This window comes from Shewanella indica (genome assembly GCF_033842865.1).
GTDB lineage: Bacteria > Pseudomonadota > Gammaproteobacteria > Enterobacterales > Shewanellaceae > Shewanella > Shewanella indica.
In genome coordinates this window covers 2292617-2315114 of record NZ_JAWXXR010000001.1, presented here as the reverse complement: position 1 = coordinate 2315114, position 22498 = coordinate 2292617, and the positions used below count along the sequence as shown (strand labels likewise).

Genomic DNA, 22498 nt, shown 5'->3' with positions numbered 1-22498 from the left:
AGACTCACACAAAGTCCCTGCACCTAAGATCAACGCCTTATTGTTGCGACTGGGTTTGCTCCAAGCTCCAGTCGCCCCCGAGCGCCTTATACAGAGTGACAACAGTAGAGGCGGTATTGAGCCTGGCCACCACTTCGGCATCCTGAATGTTGTTTTTGACGTTCTGGGCATTCAACACACTCAAGTGGTTCTCAAGCCCGGCTCGATACAGGGAGGTGGCCTTGGTCACCGCCGTCTCGGCCTGAGTCTCAGCTTTGACTATATGCTTATGATATTCTTGGCTATTGCCATAGAGTCTCAGTACAGTTTCCACCTCATTGATGGCGTTATTGACCGTCTGTTGGTAACTCATCACAGCGGTCTTGAAGCCACTCTCCTGGATATCAACCATGGCTTGAGTCCGACCGGCATCGAAGATATTCCAGTTGAACCCTGCCGCCAGCGCCCAAGTGGTAGAGCCAGAGGAGAAGAGATCGTCAAAGTGATCTGCCGATATCCCCGGGGCGCCGGTCAGATAAAAGCTGGGGTACTTGGCGGCAATGGCAGCCCCCAACTCCTGGTTCTTGGCGGCAATTTCCCGCTCGGCCAAGGCGATATCCAAACGCCGGGTCAACAATTCAGAAGGCACCCCGGTCGGGATCAACTGCTGCATCTGCGGCAATGCGGCATCAGTCAAACGCGCCTGGGTTTGGTTGATATTCTCCCCAAGCAGCAACGCCAACCGATGCAGATGCGCCTGCTTGGCCGAGTCCAGCATGGGCAGCATCGCCTTGGTCGTCGCCAGCGCCGCCTTGGCATTGGCTACATCCAGGCTGGAGCCATAACCATGGCGCTCCAGCGATTCCACCAGTGCCAGCACCTCTGTCTGCTCCTTGATATTCTTGGCCGCGATCAGCATCCGCTCCTCGGCGCCGCGATATTGCAGATAGTTATCTATGACTTCGGCCGTCATCAGGGTGGTGAGGTTGGCTTTCAGTATTTTTGCCTGCTCAACCCGAATTTCGGCGGCCCGGCTCAGGCTATCTATACGACCAAACAGATCGGCCTCCCAGGCTATCGTCGCCCCGAGAAAGCTGCTATTGGGGTCTCGGTCCATCAGTTTGACGCTGCCGCCACCGAGGGCATCGGGCAAGGCGACGCCGGAAACGGCGCCCCCCATCATGGGATCGTTCTCGCTGATCCGCAGATCCATATACCCACCGCCCAGAGAAACCGAAGGCAACTTCAAAGATGACACTGCTGTTTCGTAGGCCTGGGCCGAACGGATCCGCTCGGCGGCGATTTTCAGGTTGATGTTTTGCTGCTGGGCCGCGGCTACCAAGGCATCCAATTGCGGATCATTGAACTGCCGCCACCACTCTTGATAGTCAAGGGCCTGAGCCGCCACGCCTTGGGTATCGGCATTGAAATACAGCTCACTGACCTTCACGCTCGGCAACTGATAATCAGGTGCCATGCTGCAACCACTGACCAGGGTTACACCGACAATGGCAGCCAAAATATGCTTCTTCATTACTTCACCTCTTTGGCTGTCAATACAGGCTGTGATGGGGCTGCCAACTCAATTTGTTCGGCTTCTCTTTGTTCATCCCTATGATAAAACAGGCGATAAAGGGCCGGCATTACAAACAGTGACAGCACGGATGCGGCGGTGAGACCGCCAATAATGGTGGCCGCCATCTGATCAAACAGGCGATCGGTAAGCAGAGGGATCATCCCCAGCGCCGTAGTCAACGCCGCCATTGAGATCGCCATGGTTCGATTCAAGGTCGCGGCCTTGATCGCCTCGGCGATGCCCGAACCGTTACGACGCTCAAGCTCTATCTGATCCATCAGGACAATGCCGTTTTTGATGATCATGCCCGAGAGGCAGATCATGCCGACTATCGCCATAAAGCCGAAGGGTTTATCCAGCAACAACAAGCTCCAGACAATGCCGATGGAGGCCAGTGGCAAGGTGATCATGATGATCAAAGGCTGGCGGAAGGCATTGAACATGGCGACCAGAATGATCAGCATCAACAAGGTGGCCTTGGGGTTTTGTTCCAGCAAGTCATCAATAGAGCGCTGCTCGTCATAGTATTCACCACCCCACTCCATCTTATAACCGGCCGGCAAGGCAATGGCTTCAATCTCGGCGGCAATCTGCTGACGAACATTGGATGCGGTGTCGCCGCTAACTCCGGCCTGAACCGTAATAGCCGGCAGCCGGTTGCGACGCCAGATCATGCTTTCTTCACCCTTGATCTCTATGCTCTCAACCACTTGCCCCATAGGCACGCTGTGAGTGCCCAGTAAAGAGCGCACCGGAATATTCTCAAAATGCTCCAAAGTCGCGTTGGCGCTGCGCAGCTTAATAGGAATAAGGTCATCCCCATGCCTCATGGTGCCCACCTGGCTGCCTTCGGTCACCCGATTGATGGCATTGGCAATATCGGTTCGGGTCACGCCGGCGAGGCGCGCCGCATGCAGGTCCACCATAGGCGTCATCACCTTGCTTTCCTGGCGCCAATCGTCGCGAACATATTTGAGATTGGGGTGTGAGACCATCACAGCCTTTGCCTCATCGGCCAGGCGATGCAGCACCTCGGGATCCGGGCCAATAAAGCGCGCTTCAATCGAATACTTATCCTTGGTCGCCAGCTTGAGATCCCTGAATCTCGGCTCGGCATAGGGGAATTGCGCCTTTAACCAGGCATCACCACGACTGACCAGGGGCTCAATATCCTCATAGTTGCGAGTGTTGATCAGTATCTGACCATAGCTGGAGTCCAGCGGCTCGGGTTCAACTGTCACCGAAAAACGCGGTGCACTCTCGCCGACCGAGCTGGAGATACTTTCCACCTCTGGCTGCTGCAATAACCAGGCTTCGACCTTTCGCATATCGGCAGAGGTCTGCTCTATGCGGCCACCGTTGGGCAACCAGTAATCCAAAAACACTATCGCCCGGTCCGATGACGGCATGAAGTTCACCTTCAGCAGCGGTGCGGCCAACAGGGTGCCGACCAGTAAAGGGACAACATACAGTAAGGTTTTCTTGGGGTTTTCCACTACCCAATCAACTGCATTTTCATACATCAGCCAATAACGAGAAGGGGCTTTCGCCTTGTCTTCATCAACGGCCGTGCCGAGGAAGAACCAGCACATCAGCGGCGTGACTATCATGGCGATTACCCAGGAAAGCAGCAGTGAACTGCACAGCACCTGGACGATGGACAAGGAGAACTCGGCCGAATCGGTTTGTGACAGCAATACCGGCGCCGTACCCATAGCGGCAATCACAGTCGCCGCCAGCAGCGGAACCGCCATCTCCTTGATGCTATCGATAACCGCCTGGGTACGCTCTATCCCTTGTTTAATCTTGGCCTGGAACAGATCCACTATCACAATGGCGTTATCCACCAGCATCCCCAAGGCCAAAATAAAGGAACCCAAGGAGACCCGCTGCAGATCCACATTGGTCAAATTCATATAAACCAGGGTAAAGAGAATTGTCAGCAACAAACTGGCACCGACAATCGAAGCACTGCGCCAGCCCATGAAGATCAGCAGCACAACCACAACTATCACAATACTTTCAATAAGATTACTGATGAAGTTATTGACCGACTTCTGCACCTCTTCCGGCTGATAAGCGATAACCCCGATACCGGCACCCGCAGGCAATTCGGCCTGATAATCTGCCAGCACCTGTTTAAGGGTGTCGCCTATGCTAACCACATTGATACCGTTAACCGGGCTCACAGCCAGAGTAACCGCTTGTTGGCCATTAAAACGGCTCAAAGTAGTGGCAGGATCCTGATAATCCATAGTGATATCGGCGATATCGCCCAAGCGGATCACCGCCGAGTTCAAACCATTGATCCCGGTTTGAATACTGACGTTACGAATATCATCCACAGTTTGGAAACTGCCGCCCTGCTCTACCCGCAGGTTTTCAATCCCGAGATCAAAGTCACCGGCGGTCACTGGCATATTCTGGCTCTGCAACTGATCGATCAGTTGCAGCATGGTCAGGCCGGTTTCGCTCAGACGTTCTTCCGAGATGCGGATATTGACCTCCTGCTCGTGAATGCCGTGCAGTTGCACTTTTTTCACGCCATCAACTGCCTTGATCCGCCGCTGTAATTCCCTGGCGTGGTCTTTCATCTCCGCCATGTTCATGTTGTCGCCATAGACCGCAAACAACATGCCGTAGACTTCGGAAAACTCATCCTGGACTATGCTGATCTGCGCCTGCATCGGCAGCTCCAGCTTCACATCTTCCACTTTGCGGCGCAGCAAATCCCACTGCTGCGGCAGTTCGTCAGAGTTCACCTTCTCTTTGAGATCAACAAAGATCATCGAGCTACCGGGACGGGACAGTGAGCGCAGTTTCCACAGCGACTCCATCTCCTCCAACTTGGTCTCGACCTTGTCAGTCACCAACTGTTCCACTTCCTTGGCATCGGCTCCTGGATAGAGAGTCACGATAACCGCGCTTTTAACCGTAAATGAAGGGTCTTCCAACTTCCCCAGATCAAAATAGGAGTAGATCCCGGCGATCATGCCAAGAATCGTGAAAAAAATGACAAAGGTTTTTTGTCTCAGTGCAAAGGTAGACAGATTCATGACTTAACCTGCGCCTCGCCCAATACCTCCACCTTGTGTCCATTTTCCACAAAGGCACCACCGGCCAAAATGATACGTTCACCTTGCTGGAGATCGCCGGAAACACAGATAGAGTCGTCGGTTTGACTCATGGCTTTAACCGCTACCGCCTTGGCATGCTCATTCACCACCCGATTAACATACAGCTGACTCTTTTGACTGGATACCGCCATCGCCGGAATACAAAACACCGGCGCTTGGCTGGCGTAAGGTAAGTTCACCGCCACATTGACCGCCTTTCCGGCGACCAACTCCTTGGGTGCTTGTTTCAGGGCAAAGGTCACTTCATAGGTGCGTTTGAGCCTATCGGGGACACTGGCAATCTGGGTGATCTCAGCCGCAACCGAACCTTCAGCATTGAACCAGGAGACTTCACCGTTTGCGCCCTGGCGTAGATTCCAAATTTGACTTTCAGAGACATCGACCACGGCATTAAGCGTGGTGGGTTGATGTATGGTGACTATCTGAGTGCCAACATCCACCAGCTCATATCGGTCGACAAAGCGCTTACCTATGACGCCGTCATAGGGAGCTTTGAGAGAGGTATAAGCCAGAGAGTCCTGGGCCTTTTTCAAAGATTGCTTCAACAGTTCAACACCCGCCTTGGCGCGGGCTTCGGCGCTGATAGCCCGATCCAGTTTGACCCCGGCTATCGCCTTATCATTAATAGCGGCGCGAACCCGCTTAAGTTCAATGGCTGCCAAACGATGTGCAGCCTCGGCCTCGCTGAGTCTGGCCTCAAGCTCCATCACACTGACCCGGAAGTCATGGGGATCCAGACGAGCGATGACTTGGCCCTTTTTAACCTGACTGCCTTCATCAGCCAAGATCTGCTCCAGTGTGCCCGGCACCCTAAAAGACAGCTCAGCCGTTTTGTCTGATTCCAGAATGCCACTGAACTGATGCACTCTATCACTGACCGGAGCCGGAAGCTCCATCACCTGAACCAGTGGAAGCGCGGTCGAGGCCGCCTGTGGCTGCTCACTGTTGCCACAACCCCACAGCATGAATACCACGCTGCTGCATAGCAGGCTTAACTTAAGCCCGGTCGGTTTTACTCTTGTCACTGCAATTTCCTAACTACTTGAATCAATTGCGGCACAGAGTAATGCCGAGCCATATTTAAAACAATAACATATATTTACACATCAATGTCATGAAATTCGTGACAATCTACAGATCCAACTTACGTGCTTCTTCAATAATACTGTCAATCAATAACCTGGCCGCATGGGTCATCCCCTTGCGGCTGGGATAAACCAACCAAACGTCATCAACATAAACTTCACACTCGGGCAGTACTTCCTGCAACTCGCCCGATTTAACGTGTTCTGCAGCGCTCAGTTCAGCCAACAAACTGATACCTGCACCATTCATAACAGCATGTTTTACGTAGGAACTATTGTTGGAAATCAGCCGGCTATGGGTGCGGTACTCGCCCTGATTAAAAATCCATTTATCTTCCAGCTCACCGTTAGCCAAACGGTGAATGATCAAGGCGTGATTATCCAGATCATCTATCGATGTGGGCATGCCATGCTCCGCGATATAATCCGGGCTGGCATAGAGTTTTCGCAATCCTCTCATCAAAGGGCGGGCCACAAAGGAGCTGTCTTTCATCTCACCTATATGAACACAGGCATCCAGACCATAGGTCAAAATATCGTGGTATCCCAGGTTGCTTACATGAGTTTCCAAAGTAATCAGCGGATAGGTTCGAAGGAATTCCTGCAACAGGTTGTGGGCGACAATATCGGCATCGCCAATTAAACCCAGTTTGACCGAGCCCGTTGGCATATTCCTTTGGTTCTTTATCGACTCATTTAACGACTCTAATCTGGGAATAATCTCCAGCAGCTGCTGATAGTAGATTTCTCCGGTTGGCGTCAGAGTCAGCTTACGTGTGGTTCTGGTAAAGAGTTTGCTACCTAAGTCAGCCTCCAACTCACCAATACGGCGGCTGACATAGGCTCTTGGAACACCTATGGAACTGGCGGCTGCGGCAAAGCTGCCTAGATCCACAACCGATAAAAATAATCTGAGGTCGTCAATTTTCACTGTTTTCTTCTCATGCCAAACATAAGTTACACACTATGCCTCTAAGGAGACCAAGATGACAAATGTGGAATATCAACAGCTCAGATAACGCATGAGCATGGCTCCGCACTGCCTGTCACAATCCCACCGTCCTTTACTCATTGTAAGTCATTAACTCATAAAAAGGTGTTATTGAAGCCCTATCAAGCTCTACAGTTACAAAATAATTCAGTATAAATTCAAAAAACAACAATTGAACCTCAACGTTCTCACAAATCACAAACCGATAACCATACTTACATTATAAAAAATACACTTGTAAATAATATCGACCTATAAAAACTGGACGCGACAACGCCTCAGCTTGCTATTGGATTCTCATTAAACTACATTCAACACATAACAGATTAACATTTAATAAACTCGGCCACACCCTGACTGATTCAGCCTTATACATCCAACATTGAAAGCCTCAACCTTGGCTCTATAAACAATAATATATTCCAACACAATAAACACTTAACCTAAATATTACCCAGGGATTCATTCAGAAAAGAAGCCCCCTGAAACATTCATATCTTTCACATTCTGCAATCAAGAAATCAAAGTTACGGGGATATAAGTCGTTTAACGGAATTTATTTGATTATTGTTTTTCGTCTAAATTATATCTGGTTCAGCTTTCACTCTTTTCAAGCTCGAAATTGGTAACAATCTCAACATCCGATGGAACAATATTTTCCATATAAAGCAATAACCCTCCATTAAAAACATCTATTGTCCAATTACTAGTTATAGCAGAGCGTATTCAAACTCGTAGTAGTGCTGAACATTTTTAATACCTATAACCATGTTACCTCTCAGGTAATTCTCCCAAGCCAGAATCAGGCATCACTTCAATGATTAGCTTGTCAACACCTATATTGATACATCTGAACACCACATTATATAAACGGCGGCTGAAAGCACAATTTCCGCCAATTACAGTCTATCCGAGGCATCAGTGAGGTATGTTTAACATAAGATGATGCCCCCCTTACTTTCTACAATCACCCGACGCCTTGCTCCCCATTAACTGATGACAAGGCAGGACAATTCGCGATAGCATAAATAAATGAAAACCATCATTCACTAAGCAACTAATTTTAATTGCAAATATGGTTTTTTAACGAAAACATGATGGGAAAAGCCTCACTACAAACTACGCGCAACAAGGACTTTGCATGAAACAAAGATTGGTATTTCTTGGCCTGGCCCTGGGTGGCCTAACCCTCAACGCCAACGCTCAGCAGTGCGATCTCAGCATAACAGGTACTGTGCCCGAAGGGATTAGCCTGGATAAGTTGATCGTTTCCACCTATGACAAGGAGCTGCCGGTCACCAGCAGGGACTACTCCCTGTGCGCCAGTAAGCAAGATCTCCAAGTCGTCGGCCGCCATAGCCCCAACAACACCATCTACCTGATGGATAAGAGTGGTGCCATCCCCAGAGGCATCTATACCGCCGAAGTGTTTGTCCAGAGCAAGGCGATCACCCTGGGCCCGGCTTCCAGTTTGACCAAGCAAGTCTGTAACCTGCGCTGCGGCTACTATGCCAGCCAAAGGGTGCAGAACTCCAAAGAGTTGCAACAACTGGCGGCCGAATACCAACTGCTGTCCGCCACTGATGGCAAGGCGATTGGCGCCTTCCTTAGCCAAAACCAAGCCAAATTAGATCGAATCTACTATGGCGATATCCACCCTAAGCCATCAGCCCCAATAAGCACAGGCGATCTCTGGGTCGATCCCTACAGCGGCGCGGGACTCTACTTCGATGCCCCCGAAACCATACTCAACAGCACCTTTAGAGATTATGTGAGCTCCGAAGCCAGAGCGGCGCGGCAGCAGGATGAGGCTGTCGCCGAAGCGATGAAGCAGCATAAAGCTTCACTACAAGGCTTAATGAAGGGTTTCAACAGTTGGCAAGAGCGGGTGGAGGCCGTCAACAGAGTCAGCGCTGAGCTAAAGGCCAGCCAGGATCCGGCGGCGATAAAGGTGGCGCAAATATTCGAGCGCGGCCTTGAAGAAGCCGAGGCGACTCTTAAAAGTTACCTTACCAACGACAACAAGACCCCAATCGCATCTCTGACCCAGGCCAACAAGACCTTCGAACTCTTGTTGGCCGACTGGACCAACGCCGCCTATATCCACAGCAAGGACAAACAGGCCTTCGCAGCCCTGTTCAGTGAGCAGTTTAAGCAGCAACTGCCGATACAAGATCGCGAGTTGGACAAGGCGCTGAGCCGCCTTATCGATCTGCCAAATCATCTGGGGAAGTTGTCTATCGAGGATGGTTATCAGAACATTCAGCTGGAGTTTAACAATCTCCTGCCAGACTCGAACCAACGCTATGACTTTAAGGATGCCCTGCACAGCGTTAGCTTCGTGTATGAGAAGGGCGCCTGGCGACTCGACAGCGTCAGCCAGCTACCCATCCGTCACTATGACAAGAGCTAAATGTAAAATATGAACCAAGGGGCGAGTTTGAATCAACACCTCAGCCCCTTGATAATCCCCCCCTTTATAACGGCAGTAAAAAGTAGAGGTTAAGCGACCATTAAAGGTGGTCACCCATGATTGTATTGCTTCCAATTGGTGATATTACGCTTTGACTTGCCCATGACATTGACCGTAAACCTGCGATGCAAGATCTGATCATGAAGTGCCAAAAAGATTCCACTGATTTAGGCAACAAAAAACCGCCGAGTCACTTCAGCCCCTAAAACCAATGCACCCATTTCAAACTGTTTGCGGCTGTGGCTAAGCCGTCAAGGAAGCTCAGCCCATGAGCATACAATGAGTATGTGATTGGGGGAGCAGGCGCAGACAATAACGCCACAGTCGTCGAGGGCTGACACACTTCAATCCCTAAACCAATGCACCCATTTCAAACTGTTTGCGGCTGTGGCTAAGCCGTCAAGGAAGCTCAGCCCATGAGCATACAATGAGTATGTGATTGGGTGAGCAGGCGCAGACAATAACGCCACAGTCGTCGAGGGCTGACACACTTCAATCCCTAAACCAATGCACCCATTTCAAACTGTTTGCGGCTGTGGCTAAGCCGTCAAGGAAGCTCAGCCCATGAGCATACAATGAGTATGTGATTGGGTGAGCCGACGCAGACAATAACGCCACGGTCGCAAACAAAAAGTAAAACACTGCAGTCTGATCGAGGGCTGACAAAGCCGCCGAGTCGCTTCAGTCCCTGAGCCTAGTTATCCTAGGTGATGGGATGAAGCTACGCTGGCAATACCGTCAGCCTCGAAGAACAGGCTGCAGATTCAGTAGTCGAAACCAGGCTGCGCTTTAACCCCCGCCTCAAACGCATGCTTCACGCTATTCACCTCACTGACAGTATCTGCCAATTCAATCAGTTGCCTGTGGCAGTTGCGGCCGGTGATGATCACATGCTGCATGGGGGGACGATTCTGCAACGCATCTATCACTCGCTGCAGATCCAGATAGTGGTAGCTGACCATATAGGTGAGTTCATCGAGCAGCAGTATGTCTATGCTGGCATCCTGAAGCCATTTTTCGGCGGCCGCCCAGGCCTTTTCGGCGGCGGCGATATCCTTGGCTTTATCCTGGGTGTCCCAGGTAAAGCCTGTGCCCATGACTTCGAACTTGACCCCGGCGCCTTCCAGTAGCTTGCGCTCACCGCACTCCCAGGTGCCCTTGATAAACTGCACCACGGCGCCCTGCTTGCCATGACCGACCGCGCGGGCCAGAGTGCCAAAGCCGGAAGTGGACTTGCCCTTGCCGTTACCTGTCACGACCAGGAGTATGCCCTTCTCTTCGGTGGCGGCCGCGATTTTGGCATCCACCGCCGCTTTCACTTTCTGCTGCCGCTGTTTATGACGCTCTGCCTTGATATCGGTTTGATTATTATCGGTCACCCTGGCCTTCCTCTTTGAATATGTTGATTATTTTATTGAAATCCAGATGTTGCTCCAGCACATCGGCCAAACGATCCAGCTGTTGCTGGCGCTGCTGATTGATATCCACGGCATGGCCCTGTGGCGCCGTCATCCCGGCCCAGGCGAGCAGCAGCTCACAGGCCTCTGGGCTGTCAAACAGGCCATGCAAATAACTGCCGAGAATTTGATTATCCTCCGACAGCAGGCCTTCGCTGCGGACTGCTGTGATTTGTGTAGGCCCTGCGATTTGTGAAGGTACTGTGGTTTTTGCAGGCTTAGTGATTTTTGCAGGCTCATTGATTTTTGCGGGCTCAGTGGCGCTGACACAGTTGGCGTCACCGCCTCGCTCATTAAGCAACAGTGGCTGCATGCATCTGTCCGGGATCCGCGACGCTCCGCAGTGGATCTCATAGCCGGAGACTGACGCCGATGATTGGCCAAGCCTCAGGGTACCGCTGACATTGAGCAGCTGTTTTTCGACTTGCAGCTCGGTAGTGAGCGGCAGGTAGCCCAGTCCTTGGCTGGTACCGGGCAAGTCTTCCAGCCCCAAGGGGTCGGCAATGCTCTGCCCCAGCATCTGAAAGCCGCCGCAGATACCGATAAGCTTGCCGCCATAGCGCAGATGGCGAGCTATGCCCTTATCCCAGCCCTGTTGGCGGATAAAAGCCAGGTCGGCGCGCACATTCTTGCTGCCGGGCAGCAGCAGGAGATCCAGCCCAGGAAGTTCGCCCTGATGGGTCGGCCCTATATAATAAAACTCGATATCCGGATGCAGCCGCAGCGGGTCAAAGTCGGTATGGTTGCTGATCCTGGGGTACACCAAGACGCCGACTCGCAGTCGCGTCCCAGTTTGAGCTGTTTCAGATTGAGCTCGTGCTGATTGAGCTGTTGTCGGCTGCTCGGTAGTTCCCCCCTGAGACTGAGCAGTGGGCTGTACCAGTGCATCTTCGGCGTCCAGATGCAGGGCATCGAGGTAGGGCAATACGCCCAATACCGGCTTGCCGGTGTGAGCCTCAAGCCAATCCAGCCCGGACTGCAGCAATGAGATATCACCGCGAAAACGATTGATCACAAAGCCTTTTACCCGCGCCTGCTCACTCTCGGACAGCAGGGCCAAGGTACCGACCAGGTGGGCAAATACCCCGCCCTTGTCGATATCGGCGATGAGGATCACCGGGCAGTCCACCGCTTCGGCAAAGCCCATATTGGCAATATCGCCCTGGCGCAAATTGATTTCGGCCGGGCTACCGGCGCCTTCTACCAGCAGCCAGTCAAACTCCTGTTGCAACCTGTGCCAGGATGCCAACACCGCCTGCATGGCAGCGGCTTTATAGTCACGACTCTCGGGGCCGAAAAAGGCGGCGGCTTCCAGGCTGGTCAGCGCCTTGCCCTGAATAATCACCTGCGCCTTGGTATCTGAGCTGGGTTTCAGCAATACCGGGTTGAAGTCGATTCTCGGCTCAAGACCGGCGGCCACCGCCTGCAGCGCCTGGGCCCGGCCAATTTCACCGCCATCCCGGGTGACGGCGCTGTTGAGCGCCATATTTTGCGGCTTGAAGGGCGCCACTCGCTGACCATGACGATGAAACACCCGGCAGAGTCCGGCCACCAAGGTGCTCTTACCGGCATCCGAAGTGGTGCCCTGCACCATAAGGCTGCGGCCAGGCCGGGCCAGAGCCGACAATTCAGCTTTAAGTTCTGCGCCATTATGGGGTACTGGATTACTCATACCTTACCCCGCTGATCTGGGCTTGTACCCGAAACGCTCAAGCCCAGGGAGCCACTGCTATCAGAGCTCACAGGCTTTAACGCCAGCGGTAAACCTGCGACCACCAGAGTGACTGTGTCGGCCTTTGCGGCCAGCGCCTGATTGAGCCAACCGGCCTCATCGACAAAACGCCGACTCAGCTCCCCAAGCGGCACTATGCCGGATCCGACTTCGTTGCTCACCAGCAGCAGATCGCCGTCAAACCCGGCTACCGCCTGCAGCAAGGCCGCGCGTTCGCAAGCCATATCGGCACCTAAGCAGAGCTGATTACTGAGCCAAAGCGTCAGGCAGTCTACCAATACCGGCGCTCCAGAGCCTGAGCGCTGCACAAGCGCCTTGGCCAAATCGAGCGGCACCTCGGCCAACTGCCATTCGAGGCTGCCGCCTTGGCGTTCAGTTTGATGGTGGGTGATACGCCGGGCCATCTCCTCATCGGCGGCCTCGGCCGTTGCCAGATACCAGGGGCGGACATTGGCCGGGCACAAGTCGGCCAGTTGCCGCTCGGCGTAACCACTCTTGCCGCTGCGGGCACCGCCCAGAATAAGATGGATCATGCCGGGCTGCCTCCCAATGCCAGCAACAGCATATAAACCGCCAGCTCACTCACCTGCTGCGCCGCCCCTAGGGTATCACCTGTGTAACCGCCAATCTGGCGCCGGAACCAAAACACCAGGGCCCAACGCAGCAACAACATGGTCGGCAATAGCCAGAACAGCAGCGTGGTGGACAGCAGTGCCGTCAGCACAATTCCAGTCAGCAGCAAAATACCCAACTCATTGAGCCCCTGCTGCTGCGCCAAAGGTTTGCTTTTGCCCTCGTCGCGAACATAGGTTTCGCTGAAGATAATGCTGGCCGCCGTCACCCGGCTGACACAGTGCGCCAATACCAGGGCCAGCGCCGCCTGGTTGATGTCGTAAAGTGCCAACTCCAGCAGTAGCTGGTACTTGAGCAGCAACACCAACACCAATGCCAAGGCGCCATAGCTGCCAAGGCGGCTGTCTTTCATGATTTTCAGTTTGTCTTCTACCCGCCAACCGCCGCCGAAACCATCGGCGGTATCGGCCAGGCCATCTTCATGAAAACCGCCGGTAACCAGCACACTGCTAATCATCGCCAGCACTATGGCGATGGAGCTTGGCAATATGCCGGCGGCCAGCAGTAACACCAAGGCGGAGATCAAGCCTACCACCACGCCCACCAGGCCAAAGTAGCGGCTGGCCTTGTTGAGGCTGTCGCTGTCCACCGTCAGGGCGCTGGGCACAGGAATACGGGTGAAAAAACCTATTGCGATCAAAAATAGCCGCAGCTGCCCGAGCCAGAATCCCATCAGAGCACCTCTTGGGTAGCAGGCTCTACCACCTTGTCGACCCCGGCTTCACCAAAGCTGGCCATCTGGTTGTAGAAGTTGGCCGCCGCCTGCACCAAAGGCAGCGCCAGCGCCGCGCCCGAGCCTTCGCCCAACCTGAGCCCAAGCCTGAGCAAGGGCTTGGCGGACATGGCCTCGAGCAGCAACTTGTGGCCGCGCTCTTCAGACTCATGGGCAAAAATAAGATAATCCCTCACCCCCGGCGCCAAACGCACAGCCGCCAGCGCCGCTGTCGACGCGATAAAACCGTCCACCAGCACGGGCACGCCAAATTCGGCCGCCGCCAACATGGCCCCTGTCATCTGCACTATTTCAAAGCCTCCGAGGCAGGCGAGGATACTGAGCGGCTCGGTCAGCTCGCAGTGGTGCAGCAGCAGTGCCTGCTCTATCAGCAGGCATTTGCGCTTAAGCGTCGCGGCATCTATGCCGGTGCCGCGGCCGACACATTCACTCACAGGCAGACCGGTCAGGGCGGCCATCACGGCGGCGGCAGAAGAGGTGTTGCCTATTCCCATCTCCCCCAGCGCCAGCAGGTTGCTGCCGGCATCGATATGGCGTTTTACCAAGGTGCGCGCCATAGCAAACCCTTGATGCACAGCGCCCAGAGTCATGGCGGCGCGTTTGTGGATAGGCCCGGTACCGGCGCCCAGACGCTGCTCTGTAACCTCGGGGATCCCCAAGGGACTGAGAATGCCGCAGTCAATCACCTCCAGCTCGAAGCCGGTCTGGCGACAAAACACATTGATGGCGGCGCCGCCGGCAACAAAGTTAAGCACCATTTGGGTGGTCACCTCGCTGGGAGCAATCGACACCCCGGCCGCGGCAATACCATGGTCGGCGGCAAACACCAGCATCACGGGGCAGCGGATGACTAACTCATCGGTGGCGGAACCGAGCTGAATGCGCCCCAACTGCAGCGCCAAAGCCTCCAGCTCACCCAAAGCGCCCAGGGGTTTGGTCTTGTTGTCTATGCGGGCCTGAATCGCGTCATCCAGCGCGTGATTGATTGCTGCAACCTGGTACATCCTTCCCTCTCTTATCGTTATTGGCCGCGTTTACGCAGCACCATCAGGAAAAACAGACTGCCGATGGCCGAGGTGATCACCCCAACCGGCAGCTCTTGGGTGGGCAGTATGCTGCGAGCCAGCACATCGACCCAAACCATAAACAGGCCGCCCGCCAGTGCCGTCAGCACCATGGGATGCTGCCCCGGCAGCAACAACCTGACAATATGAGGCACCATCAGCCCCACAAAACCTATCCCGCCGCAGTGGGCCACCAGAGTGGCGGTAATAAGCGAGCATAACAGCAGCATGGAAACCCTGAGCCTTTGCACCCTGATCCCCAGAGTGTGGGCGGTTTCATCACCGGCAAGCATCGCCAGCACCTGGCGCTTGAAGGCCAGGATCACCAGCAAGGCCGCCAGCACCACCAGAGTGGGCAGTCCAAGCCCATCCCAACTGGCACGGGCAAAACTGCCCAGACTCCAAAACAGCAAGGAGGTGGTGGCCTGCGGGGTGGAAAAATACAAGATCAAGCTGGTGAGGGCGCTGAACATAAAGGAGATGGCGACCCCGGAGAGCAACATTCTCTCTATCTGGTTGCCGATATTCCTGCCCGCGAGCAGCAGTACCATAAGCACAGCCAAACTGGCACCGATAAAGGCTCCCAGCGGCAGCGATATCCCGGAGATGGCCGAACTCAGGCCAAGGCCGGTCGCCAGGGCGACCGAGACCACCGCGCCGAAGCTGGCGCCCGAGCTGATACCGAACAGGTAAGGATCGGCCAACGGGTTGCGGGTCACCGCCTGCAATACATAACCCGACAATGCCAGACCGCTGCCGGCGATAAAGGCCAGCAAGATACGCGGCAGGCGCAGATCCCAGACAATACGCTCGCTGATGGCAGAAGGCTCACCCACGCCCAGCAGGTGTTTGCCAATCACTCTTGCCACATCGAAGAGGCTGATATCGGCGGCGCCAAAACCCGCGGCGGCCAAGGGTGTCAACACAGTGCCGAGCAGCAACAGCAGCCAGCACCAGTAAAGTCTGGGCAAGGGCCTGAGAAACCAGCCGATAAGCGAGCGCCCCGGTGTGGCCATGGAAGTATTCATGCGCCACCTCCCACCGAGCCTGGGCGCCGGTCAGTTTCCTTGTGAGCAACACAGGTTTCGGCCGAGGCAGGCCCTGCCATTGGCTCGACTATCGCAGCGCCTTGAACCTCGCCACTGGCGAGCGCCGCCGAGCTTACAGCCTTGCCGTGACCAGGCTCTCGCGACTGATAGCCGTAAAAGTAGTGGATCAGCGGCCTTCCTAACTGCGGATGCTTTCCCACCTGGCAGCAGACACCGAAGACACCGGCAATTCTGTCTTCGGTCAATACGCTCTGGGGCGAGCCGTGGGCAATACGGCGGCCGTTATCCAGCAGCAAGAGTTCGTCACACAGGGCCGAGGCCAGATTGAGATCGTGAATCGAGGCGATCACCGTGACCCCCAGGCTGCGCACCAGCTCGAGGATCTGGATCTGATAGCGGATATCCAGATGATTAGTGGGCTCGTCCAGGATCAAAAGCTTGGGGCGCTGCACTATGGCGCGGGCAATCAAGGCCCTTTGCTTCTCACCGCCGGAAAGCTGCGCGAAAGGCTCTGCGGCCTTGTGCTGCAACCCGACCTGCGCCAATGCCGCCTGCACCTGGGCCTTGTCGGTCGCCGATGGCATATCAAACAACCCCTTGTGGGGAGTCAGTCCCATGGCCACCAATTGAGTCAAATCCAGTGCCAACTGGGCCGGGGTATCCTGCAGCACCACGGCCACCTCTTTGGCGAAGGCTTTGGCAGACAAGCTATGGATATCCTGACCAAACAGCTGGATCTGGCCGCTATCCGGGCGGATATAACGATAGAGGCAGCGCAGCAGGCTCGACTTACCGGCACCATTGGGGCCTATGAGCCCGAGCATCTTGCCACTTGGCAGCTCAAAACCCACATCGGCCAATACGCTGTGACCACCGGGAAGCCAGCTAAGCTGTTGCACCTTGAGTGCCAGGCTCATAACCGCCCCCCGACATTGAGCCTGTGACCGGCAGAAGGCTCAAGCTGCAGTGGAAGAATCATCTATTCGCTCCCCCGGTTTACCCGCCCGGGTTTCTGGTTTGGTTTATCAGCCTGGGCAGGTCTCCTGACTCGCCGCCAAAGGCGACTCACAGTTGCGGGCACAGTCCGGGCTTTCCCGGTTCCCTGGGTTGGTTCACCTGCAAAGGCGCCAACACCCTGGCTGCTGCCGCACTTGGCGGCCATTTGGGGTTATTATCCCGGTTTTATCGCCCGGCACAATTGCCCGGCGCAATAGCACAGCACTATTGCGGCCAGTGGAGTTTGCTGAAACACTGCCATTCCTGGTCATTTTCACCGCTGGCATCACCGCTGGCATCACGGCTGGCATAGAGGGTTATTCTGACCCAGGCCGCATAAGGTAGCTCCAAGGCGTTGAACACTGCCGCAGGCGGTATTTGCCCCGGCAGCAAAATCTCGGCCAGCAGCAGCCGGATAACCCCGCTGTGAGTCAAGATCAGCGCTGCATCGGCGCTTGCTGAAGAACCAGAGCCTTTTGAACCAGAGCCTTTTGAACCAGAGCCTTTTGAACCAGAGTCTCTTGAATCAGAGCTTTCGGAACAACTAACCTCTCTCGCAAGCCAGCGCTGCACCATAGTCTGCCAGCCATCCAACACCCGGCTACGAAAGGCTGGCAGCGATTCCCCGCCCGGCGGAGTATTGGCCACAGGGTCACGCCAGAAGGCTTCGGCCGCCTCGCTATGCTGCTGATAGACACTCGCCACCTTCATGCCGTCCCAGTCACCGAAGTCCAGCTCCCAGAGCCAGTCATGCTGCTGCAGCGGCGCCGGGAAATAGTCGGGCATATCGGCCTTGAGCTCGGCGGCAAAGGCCTGGCAACGCTGGGCCGGAGAGCTCAGCAGCGTCAGGCGGTCGGGAGCACTCGGCAACTGTTCCAGCGCACTACTGATAGCCCGCCAGCTACGCCACATCTGCGCTTTGCCCTCATCGCTCAGGGCCACATCACTGCGGCCGCGGATAATCTCGCCGCCTTCACATTCACCGTGCCGCAGCAGATAGATATTCAGTTGCCTATGTTCAGCCACACACTTCTCCCGTCAGAGTCCGGTGGTTACCGGGCCAATTTAACCTTGCCGCAGGCCGCCGGAATCCGTATATTATGGACGTCTATACGTATAAATGTCCAAAATAACTTTCCGCGCCCACACACGCCTTTGGCTATCATGCCAGATAGTGTCCCGGGCGTCAGGTCGGCAGAGATGATGTCGCGGATGCCAAGCACCGCGAATGTAAAACAGCAATAAGACAGGTATGAAAGGTAACCCTATGGCGACTTCCCAGCACTCCCCAAGCCAGACAGAGTTCAAGCTCAAACAGACCCTCAAAGAGCGGATCCTGATTTTAGATGGCGCCATGGGCACCATGATCCAGGACTACAAGCTGGAAGAAGCCGATTACCGCGGCGAGCGCTTCAAAGATTGGCATTGCGATGTCAAAGGCAACAATGATCTGCTGGTACTGACCCAGAGCGAGATCATCAAGACCATTCACAGGGAATACCTGCTGGCCGGTGCCGACATCATAGAAACCAACACCTTCAACGCCACCACCATTGCCATGGCCGACTATGAGATGCAGAGCCTGGCGGCGGAGATCAATTACCAAGGCGCCAAAATCGCCCGCGAAGTGGCCGATGAGGTGGCCGCCGCCAGCGGTATTCCCCGCTATGTGGCCGGGGTGCTCGGCCCCACCAACCGCACCTGCTCCATCAGCCCGGATGTGAATGACCCCGGCTTTCGCAACATACATTTCGACGATCTTGTGTTGGCCTACAGCGAATCCACCGAGGCGCTGATCGCCGGTGGCGCCGACATCATCCTGGTGGAAACCATCTTCGATACTCTCAATGCCAAGGCGGCGTTGTTTGCCATCGAAAATGTGTTCGAGAAACTGGACCAAAAGTTGCCGGTGATGATTTCCGGCACCATTACCGATGCCTCGGGCCGCACCCTGACAGGGCAAACCACAGAGGCCTTTTACCATTCTCTCAGACATATCAAGCCGCTGAGTATAGGCCTCAACTGCGCCCTGGGCCCGAAAGAACTGCGGCCCTATGTCGAGGAGCTTTCCCGTATCAGCGAGTGCTTTGTCTCGGCGCACCCCAATGCCGGCCTGCCCAATGAATTCGGCGGCTATGACGAGACTCCGGCAGAGATGGCAAGCGTGATAGGCCCCTGGGCCGAAGAGGGGCTGCTCAATATTGTCGGCGGCTGCTGCGGCACCACGCCTGCGCATATCAAGGCGATTTCTGAAGCTGTTAGCCTTCATGCACCAAGGCCGCTGCCTGAGCTGCCGGTAGCATGTCGCCTCTCCGGACTGGAACCCCTGACCATAGATGCAAGCAGCCTGTTTGTGAATGTGGGCGAGCGCACCAATGTCACCGGCTCGGCCCGGTTTCTCAAGTTAATCAAAGAAGGTCAGTACGAAACCGCGCTGGAGGTGGCCCGTGACCAGGTGGAAAACGGCGCCCAGATCATAGATATCAACATGGATGAGGGCATGCTCGACGGGGTCGAGATGATGCGGAAATTCCTCAACCTTATCGCCTCAGAGCCGGATATCAGCAAGGTGCCTGTGATGATCGACTCCTCCAAGTGGGAGGTGATTGAGGCCGGGCTCAAGTGCATTCAGGGCAAGGGAATAGTCAACTCCATCTCCCTCAAAGAGGGCGAGGCCAAGTTTATTGAACAGGCCAAACTGGTGAAGCGCTACGGCGCCGCCGCCATCATCATGGCCTTCGATGAACAGGGCCAGGCCGATACCCGGGAGCGCAAAACCGAGATCTGTACCCGCGCCTACCGGGTACTGGTGGATAGGGTGGGCTTCCCGCCGGAAGATATTATCTTCGACCCCAATATCTTCGCCATCGCCACCGGCATAGAGGAGCACGATAACTATGCGGTGGACTTTATCGGCGCCATTGCAGATATCAAGGCCAACCTGCCCCATGCGATGATTTCCGGCGGGGTGTCCAACGTTTCTTTCTCCTTCCGCGGCAACAACCCGGTGCGGGAAGCCATTCATGCCGTGTTCCTCTATCACGCCATCAAGGCGGGGATGGATATGGGCATAGTCAACGCCGGTCAGTTGGCCATCTATGATGATATCGACCCTGAGCTGAAGCTGAAGGTAGAGGCCGTGGTGCTCAACCTGCCCTGCCCGGTTGCCGACTCCAGTAACACAGAGCAACTGCTCGAGGTCGCCGAGAAGTATCGAGGTGGCCCGGGCGGCGCAGGCAAGAAAGAAGATCTCGAATGGCGCAAGTTGCCGGTCAACAAACGCCTGGAACACGCGTTGGTGAAAGGGATCACCGAGTACATAGACGCCGACACCGAAGAAGCGCGCCTGCAGGCCAAGCGGCCGCTGGATGTGATTGAAGGCCCGCTGATGGACGGCATGAACGTGGTGGGCGATCTCTTTGGCGCCGGTAAGATGTTTTTGCCGCAAGTGGTCAAGTCCGCCCGGGTGATGAAAAAGGCGGTCGCCTATCTCAATCCCTATATCGAAGCCGAAAAAGTCGAAGGCCAGAGCAACGGCAAGGTGCTGATGGTCACGGTCAAGGGCGATGTTCACGACATAGGCAAGAACATAGTCGGGGTGGTGCTGGCCTGTAATGGCTATGAAGTGATAGATCTGGGTGTCATGGTTCCGGTGGAGAAAATCATCGAAGTTGCCAAGGCCGAGAAGGTCGACATCATAGGCATGTCCGGGCTCATTACCCCGAGCCTGGATGAGATGGTGCACAACGTTAAAACCTTCGAGCGCGAAGGTCTGACCCTGCCGGCGATTATCGGCGGCGCTACCTGCTCCAAGATCCATACCGCAGTAAAGATAGCGCCCCATTACCCCCACGGCGCCATCTATATCGCCGATGCCTCGCGCGCCGTGCCTATGGTCAGCAAGCTCATCAACAATGAAACCCGCCAGGCCACCATAGACGAAACCTACCGCGAATATGAAATGATGCGCCAAAAGCGCCTGTCGCAGACCAAGCGCAAACAGATAGTGCCTTTGCAGGTAGCACGGGATAACCGCTGCAGCCACGACTGGGCCAACTATCAAGCGGTGAAGCCCAACACCCCGGGGATCCAGGTGTTTGACGACTATCCGCTTGAGGACTTACTCGAGCGCATCGACTGGACACCGTTTTTCCGCGCCTGGGAGTTGCACGGTCATTTCCCGCAGATCCTGGATGATGAAGTCGTCGGTACTGAGGCCCGTAAAGTCTATGCCGACGGCAAGGCGATGCTGGAGCAAATCATCCAAGAGAAGTGGCTCACCGCCAAGGGCGTTATCGGCCTCTTTCCCGCCAACAGCGTCAACTTCGATGATATAGAGATCTACACAGATGACTCTCGCAGCCAAGTGTTGTTGACCACCCATCATCTACGGATGCAGCTGGAGCGGGTGGGCAACCACAACTTCTGTCTCTCTGACTTTGTTGCTCCCAAAGAGAGCGGCGTGGCCGACTATATGGGGGGATTTGCGGTCACCGCCGGCCATGGCATCGACGCCCATATTGCCCGTTTCGAGGCGGCCCACGATGACTACAGCGCCATCATGCTCAAGTGTCTGGCCGACCGCCTGGCCGAAGCCTTTGCCGAGCGGATGCACGAGCGGGTGCGTAAGGAGTTCTGGGGGTATGCCAGAGAAGAAAACCTGGATAACGAGGCGCTTATTCGTGAAAAGTACAAGGGCATACGCCCGGCTCCCGGCTACCCTGCCTGCCCGGACCACACGGAAAAAGGCCTGCTTTGGCAGCTTCTTAAGCCAGACGAGTGTATCGACCTCAAGATCACCGAAAGCTTTGCCATGTACCCCACGGCGGCGGTCAGCGGCTGGTACTTTGCGCACCCGCAATCACGCTATTTTGGGGTAAGCAACATAGGCCGAGATCAGGTGGAAGACTACGCCCGCCGCAAAGGGATGACAGTGGCCGAAGCCGAGAAGTGGCTGGCCCCGGTGTTGGATTATGATCCTGAGTAAAAGAAGCTCTTAAGCGAACAACTGAGCTGTTCAGGGGCTCTCGCCTTTTCTCATCAGAGCCCCTGATTGCTGCCCATTGTTCCTCTTTAAAACAAGCGCTTCCCAAAATCCGTTATTGTCTCCAATCACAGCACTCTGGGCTTTCGCCCTGAGGGCTGGTGTAAAAGCCGCGAAAACATCAGCATCTATATCAGCGGTGTTGGATATCCCGAAGGATTATTAGCAATGAGTCAGCTCAGGTTCAGGAAGGGTAAAAACATGCACTCACCAAATCGCCAAACAAAATCTAACCAACTGTTAAATAATAAAATTATATGAATGAGCTTGGAGCTTCGACGGCTTAAAACACCTTACATCCAAGCCGGTAAACCGACGCTACGCACGCATGGGACTTGTGCACAACCGGCCTAACAACTCCAACTTGGACAATCCAAAATACACAATATAATCAAGTAGATAGAGACTTTAGCGGCGGCAATCTCAGCATCACCCCCTCCTCTAATAGTTATCACACAAGATCTGAAGCTATCTCTGTGACAAGGCTCTTATTGTTCTATTTTTTGAGACAAAGAGACACATAGTTGCGGGCTTCTGTAAGCGCTTAAC

At 54.8% G+C, this 22498-nt stretch carries 14 protein-coding genes and 1 riboswitch; of the genes, 2 read left to right on the top strand and 12 right to left on the bottom strand.

The genetic code is table 11. The features are described 5' to 3' along the window. Positions 1 to 37: 37 nt before the first annotated feature. From SIL79_RS10420 to SIL79_RS10405, 4 genes are all read right to left on the bottom strand, one after another. Positions 38 to 1513 carry an efflux transporter outer membrane subunit gene (locus SIL79_RS10420; protein WP_039034515.1) on the bottom strand — a complete coding sequence of 492 codons (1476 nt, stop codon included), beginning with the start codon at positions 1511 to 1513 and terminating at the stop codon, positions 38 to 40. Next, positions 1513 to 4611, bottom strand: coding sequence for an efflux RND transporter permease subunit (locus SIL79_RS10415; RefSeq protein WP_039034514.1), 3099 nt, complete (start codon positions 4609 to 4611; stop codon positions 1513 to 1515). The genes SIL79_RS10420 and SIL79_RS10415 overlap by 1 nt, the downstream gene beginning before the upstream one ends. Further along, the gene (locus SIL79_RS10410; RefSeq protein ID WP_233962940.1) at positions 4608 to 5717 is read right to left on the bottom strand and encodes an efflux RND transporter periplasmic adaptor subunit; all 1110 of its coding nucleotides are present in this window, start codon (positions 5715 to 5717) and stop codon (positions 4608 to 4610) included. The genes SIL79_RS10415 and SIL79_RS10410 overlap by 4 nt, the downstream gene beginning before the upstream one ends. Positions 5718 to 5823: 106 nt before the next feature. Next, positions 5824 to 6708 (bottom strand): LysR substrate-binding domain-containing protein, encoded by an 885-nt coding sequence (locus SIL79_RS10405; RefSeq protein ID WP_071475444.1) that lies wholly within the window; start codon positions 6706 to 6708, stop codon positions 5824 to 5826. Between the two features lie 1201 nt (positions 6709 to 7909). Here SIL79_RS10405 and SIL79_RS10400 point away from each other — a divergent pair. Further along, positions 7910 to 9181, top strand: coding sequence for a hypothetical protein (locus SIL79_RS10400; RefSeq protein WP_071475443.1), 1272 nt, complete (start codon positions 7910 to 7912; stop codon positions 9179 to 9181). Between the two features lie 824 nt (positions 9182 to 10005). Here the strand turns inward: SIL79_RS10400 and cobO are convergent. The 8 genes from cobO to SIL79_RS10360 form a co-directional block, all read right to left on the bottom strand. Continuing rightward, positions 10006 to 10620: a cob(I)yrinic acid a,c-diamide adenosyltransferase gene (cobO, locus tag SIL79_RS10395; protein WP_025011252.1), complete on the bottom strand. Its 615-nt coding sequence runs from the start codon at positions 10618 to 10620 to the stop codon at positions 10006 to 10008. Continuing rightward, the gene (locus tag SIL79_RS10390; protein ID WP_162206457.1) at positions 10610 to 12292 is read right to left on the bottom strand and encodes a cobyric acid synthase; all 1683 of its coding nucleotides are present in this window, start codon (positions 12290 to 12292) and stop codon (positions 10610 to 10612) included. Before SIL79_RS10390 ends, cobO begins: the two co-directional genes overlap by 11 nt. Positions 12293 to 12366: 74 nt before the next feature. Next, a complete protein-coding gene (cobU, locus tag SIL79_RS10385; RefSeq protein WP_162206428.1) occupies positions 12367 to 12963 on the bottom strand; it encodes a bifunctional adenosylcobinamide kinase/adenosylcobinamide-phosphate guanylyltransferase in 597 nt (198 codons plus the stop codon). After that, positions 12960 to 13736, bottom strand: a complete 777-nt coding sequence (locus SIL79_RS10380) for an adenosylcobinamide-GDP ribazoletransferase (RefSeq protein WP_025011255.1) — start codon at positions 13734 to 13736, stop codon at positions 12960 to 12962. The genes cobU and SIL79_RS10380 overlap by 4 nt, the downstream gene beginning before the upstream one ends. Continuing rightward, positions 13736 to 14800, bottom strand: coding sequence for a nicotinate-nucleotide--dimethylbenzimidazole phosphoribosyltransferase (gene cobT / locus SIL79_RS10375; RefSeq protein ID WP_162206429.1), 1065 nt, complete (start codon positions 14798 to 14800; stop codon positions 13736 to 13738). The genes SIL79_RS10380 and cobT overlap by 1 nt, the downstream gene beginning before the upstream one ends. A 17-nt stretch (positions 14801 to 14817) precedes the next feature. After that, on the bottom strand, positions 14818 to 15888 hold the full coding sequence (locus SIL79_RS10370) for a FecCD family ABC transporter permease (RefSeq protein WP_233962938.1): 1071 nt from the start codon (positions 15886 to 15888) through the stop codon (positions 14818 to 14820). Continuing rightward, positions 15885 to 16826 carry an ABC transporter ATP-binding protein gene (locus SIL79_RS10365; RefSeq protein ID WP_162206430.1) on the bottom strand — a complete coding sequence of 314 codons (942 nt, stop codon included), beginning with the start codon at positions 16824 to 16826 and terminating at the stop codon, positions 15885 to 15887. Before SIL79_RS10365 ends, SIL79_RS10370 begins: the two co-directional genes overlap by 4 nt. A gap of 99 nt (positions 16827 to 16925) precedes the next feature. Then, positions 16926 to 17062: riboswitch (cobalamin riboswitch) on the bottom strand. A 68-nt stretch (positions 17063 to 17130) separates the two neighbouring features. After that, on the bottom strand, positions 17131 to 17931 hold the full coding sequence (locus tag SIL79_RS10360) for a histidine phosphatase family protein (RefSeq protein ID WP_162206431.1): 801 nt from the start codon (positions 17929 to 17931) through the stop codon (positions 17131 to 17133). Positions 17932 to 18172: 241 nt separating this feature from the next. Between SIL79_RS10360 and metH the strand changes: the two genes are divergently transcribed. Further along, entirely contained in the window at positions 18173 to 21892 is a 3720-nt protein-coding gene (gene metH, locus SIL79_RS10355; protein WP_319619244.1) for a methionine synthase, read from the top strand. The last annotated feature ends 606 nt before the right edge of the window (positions 21893 to 22498 follow it).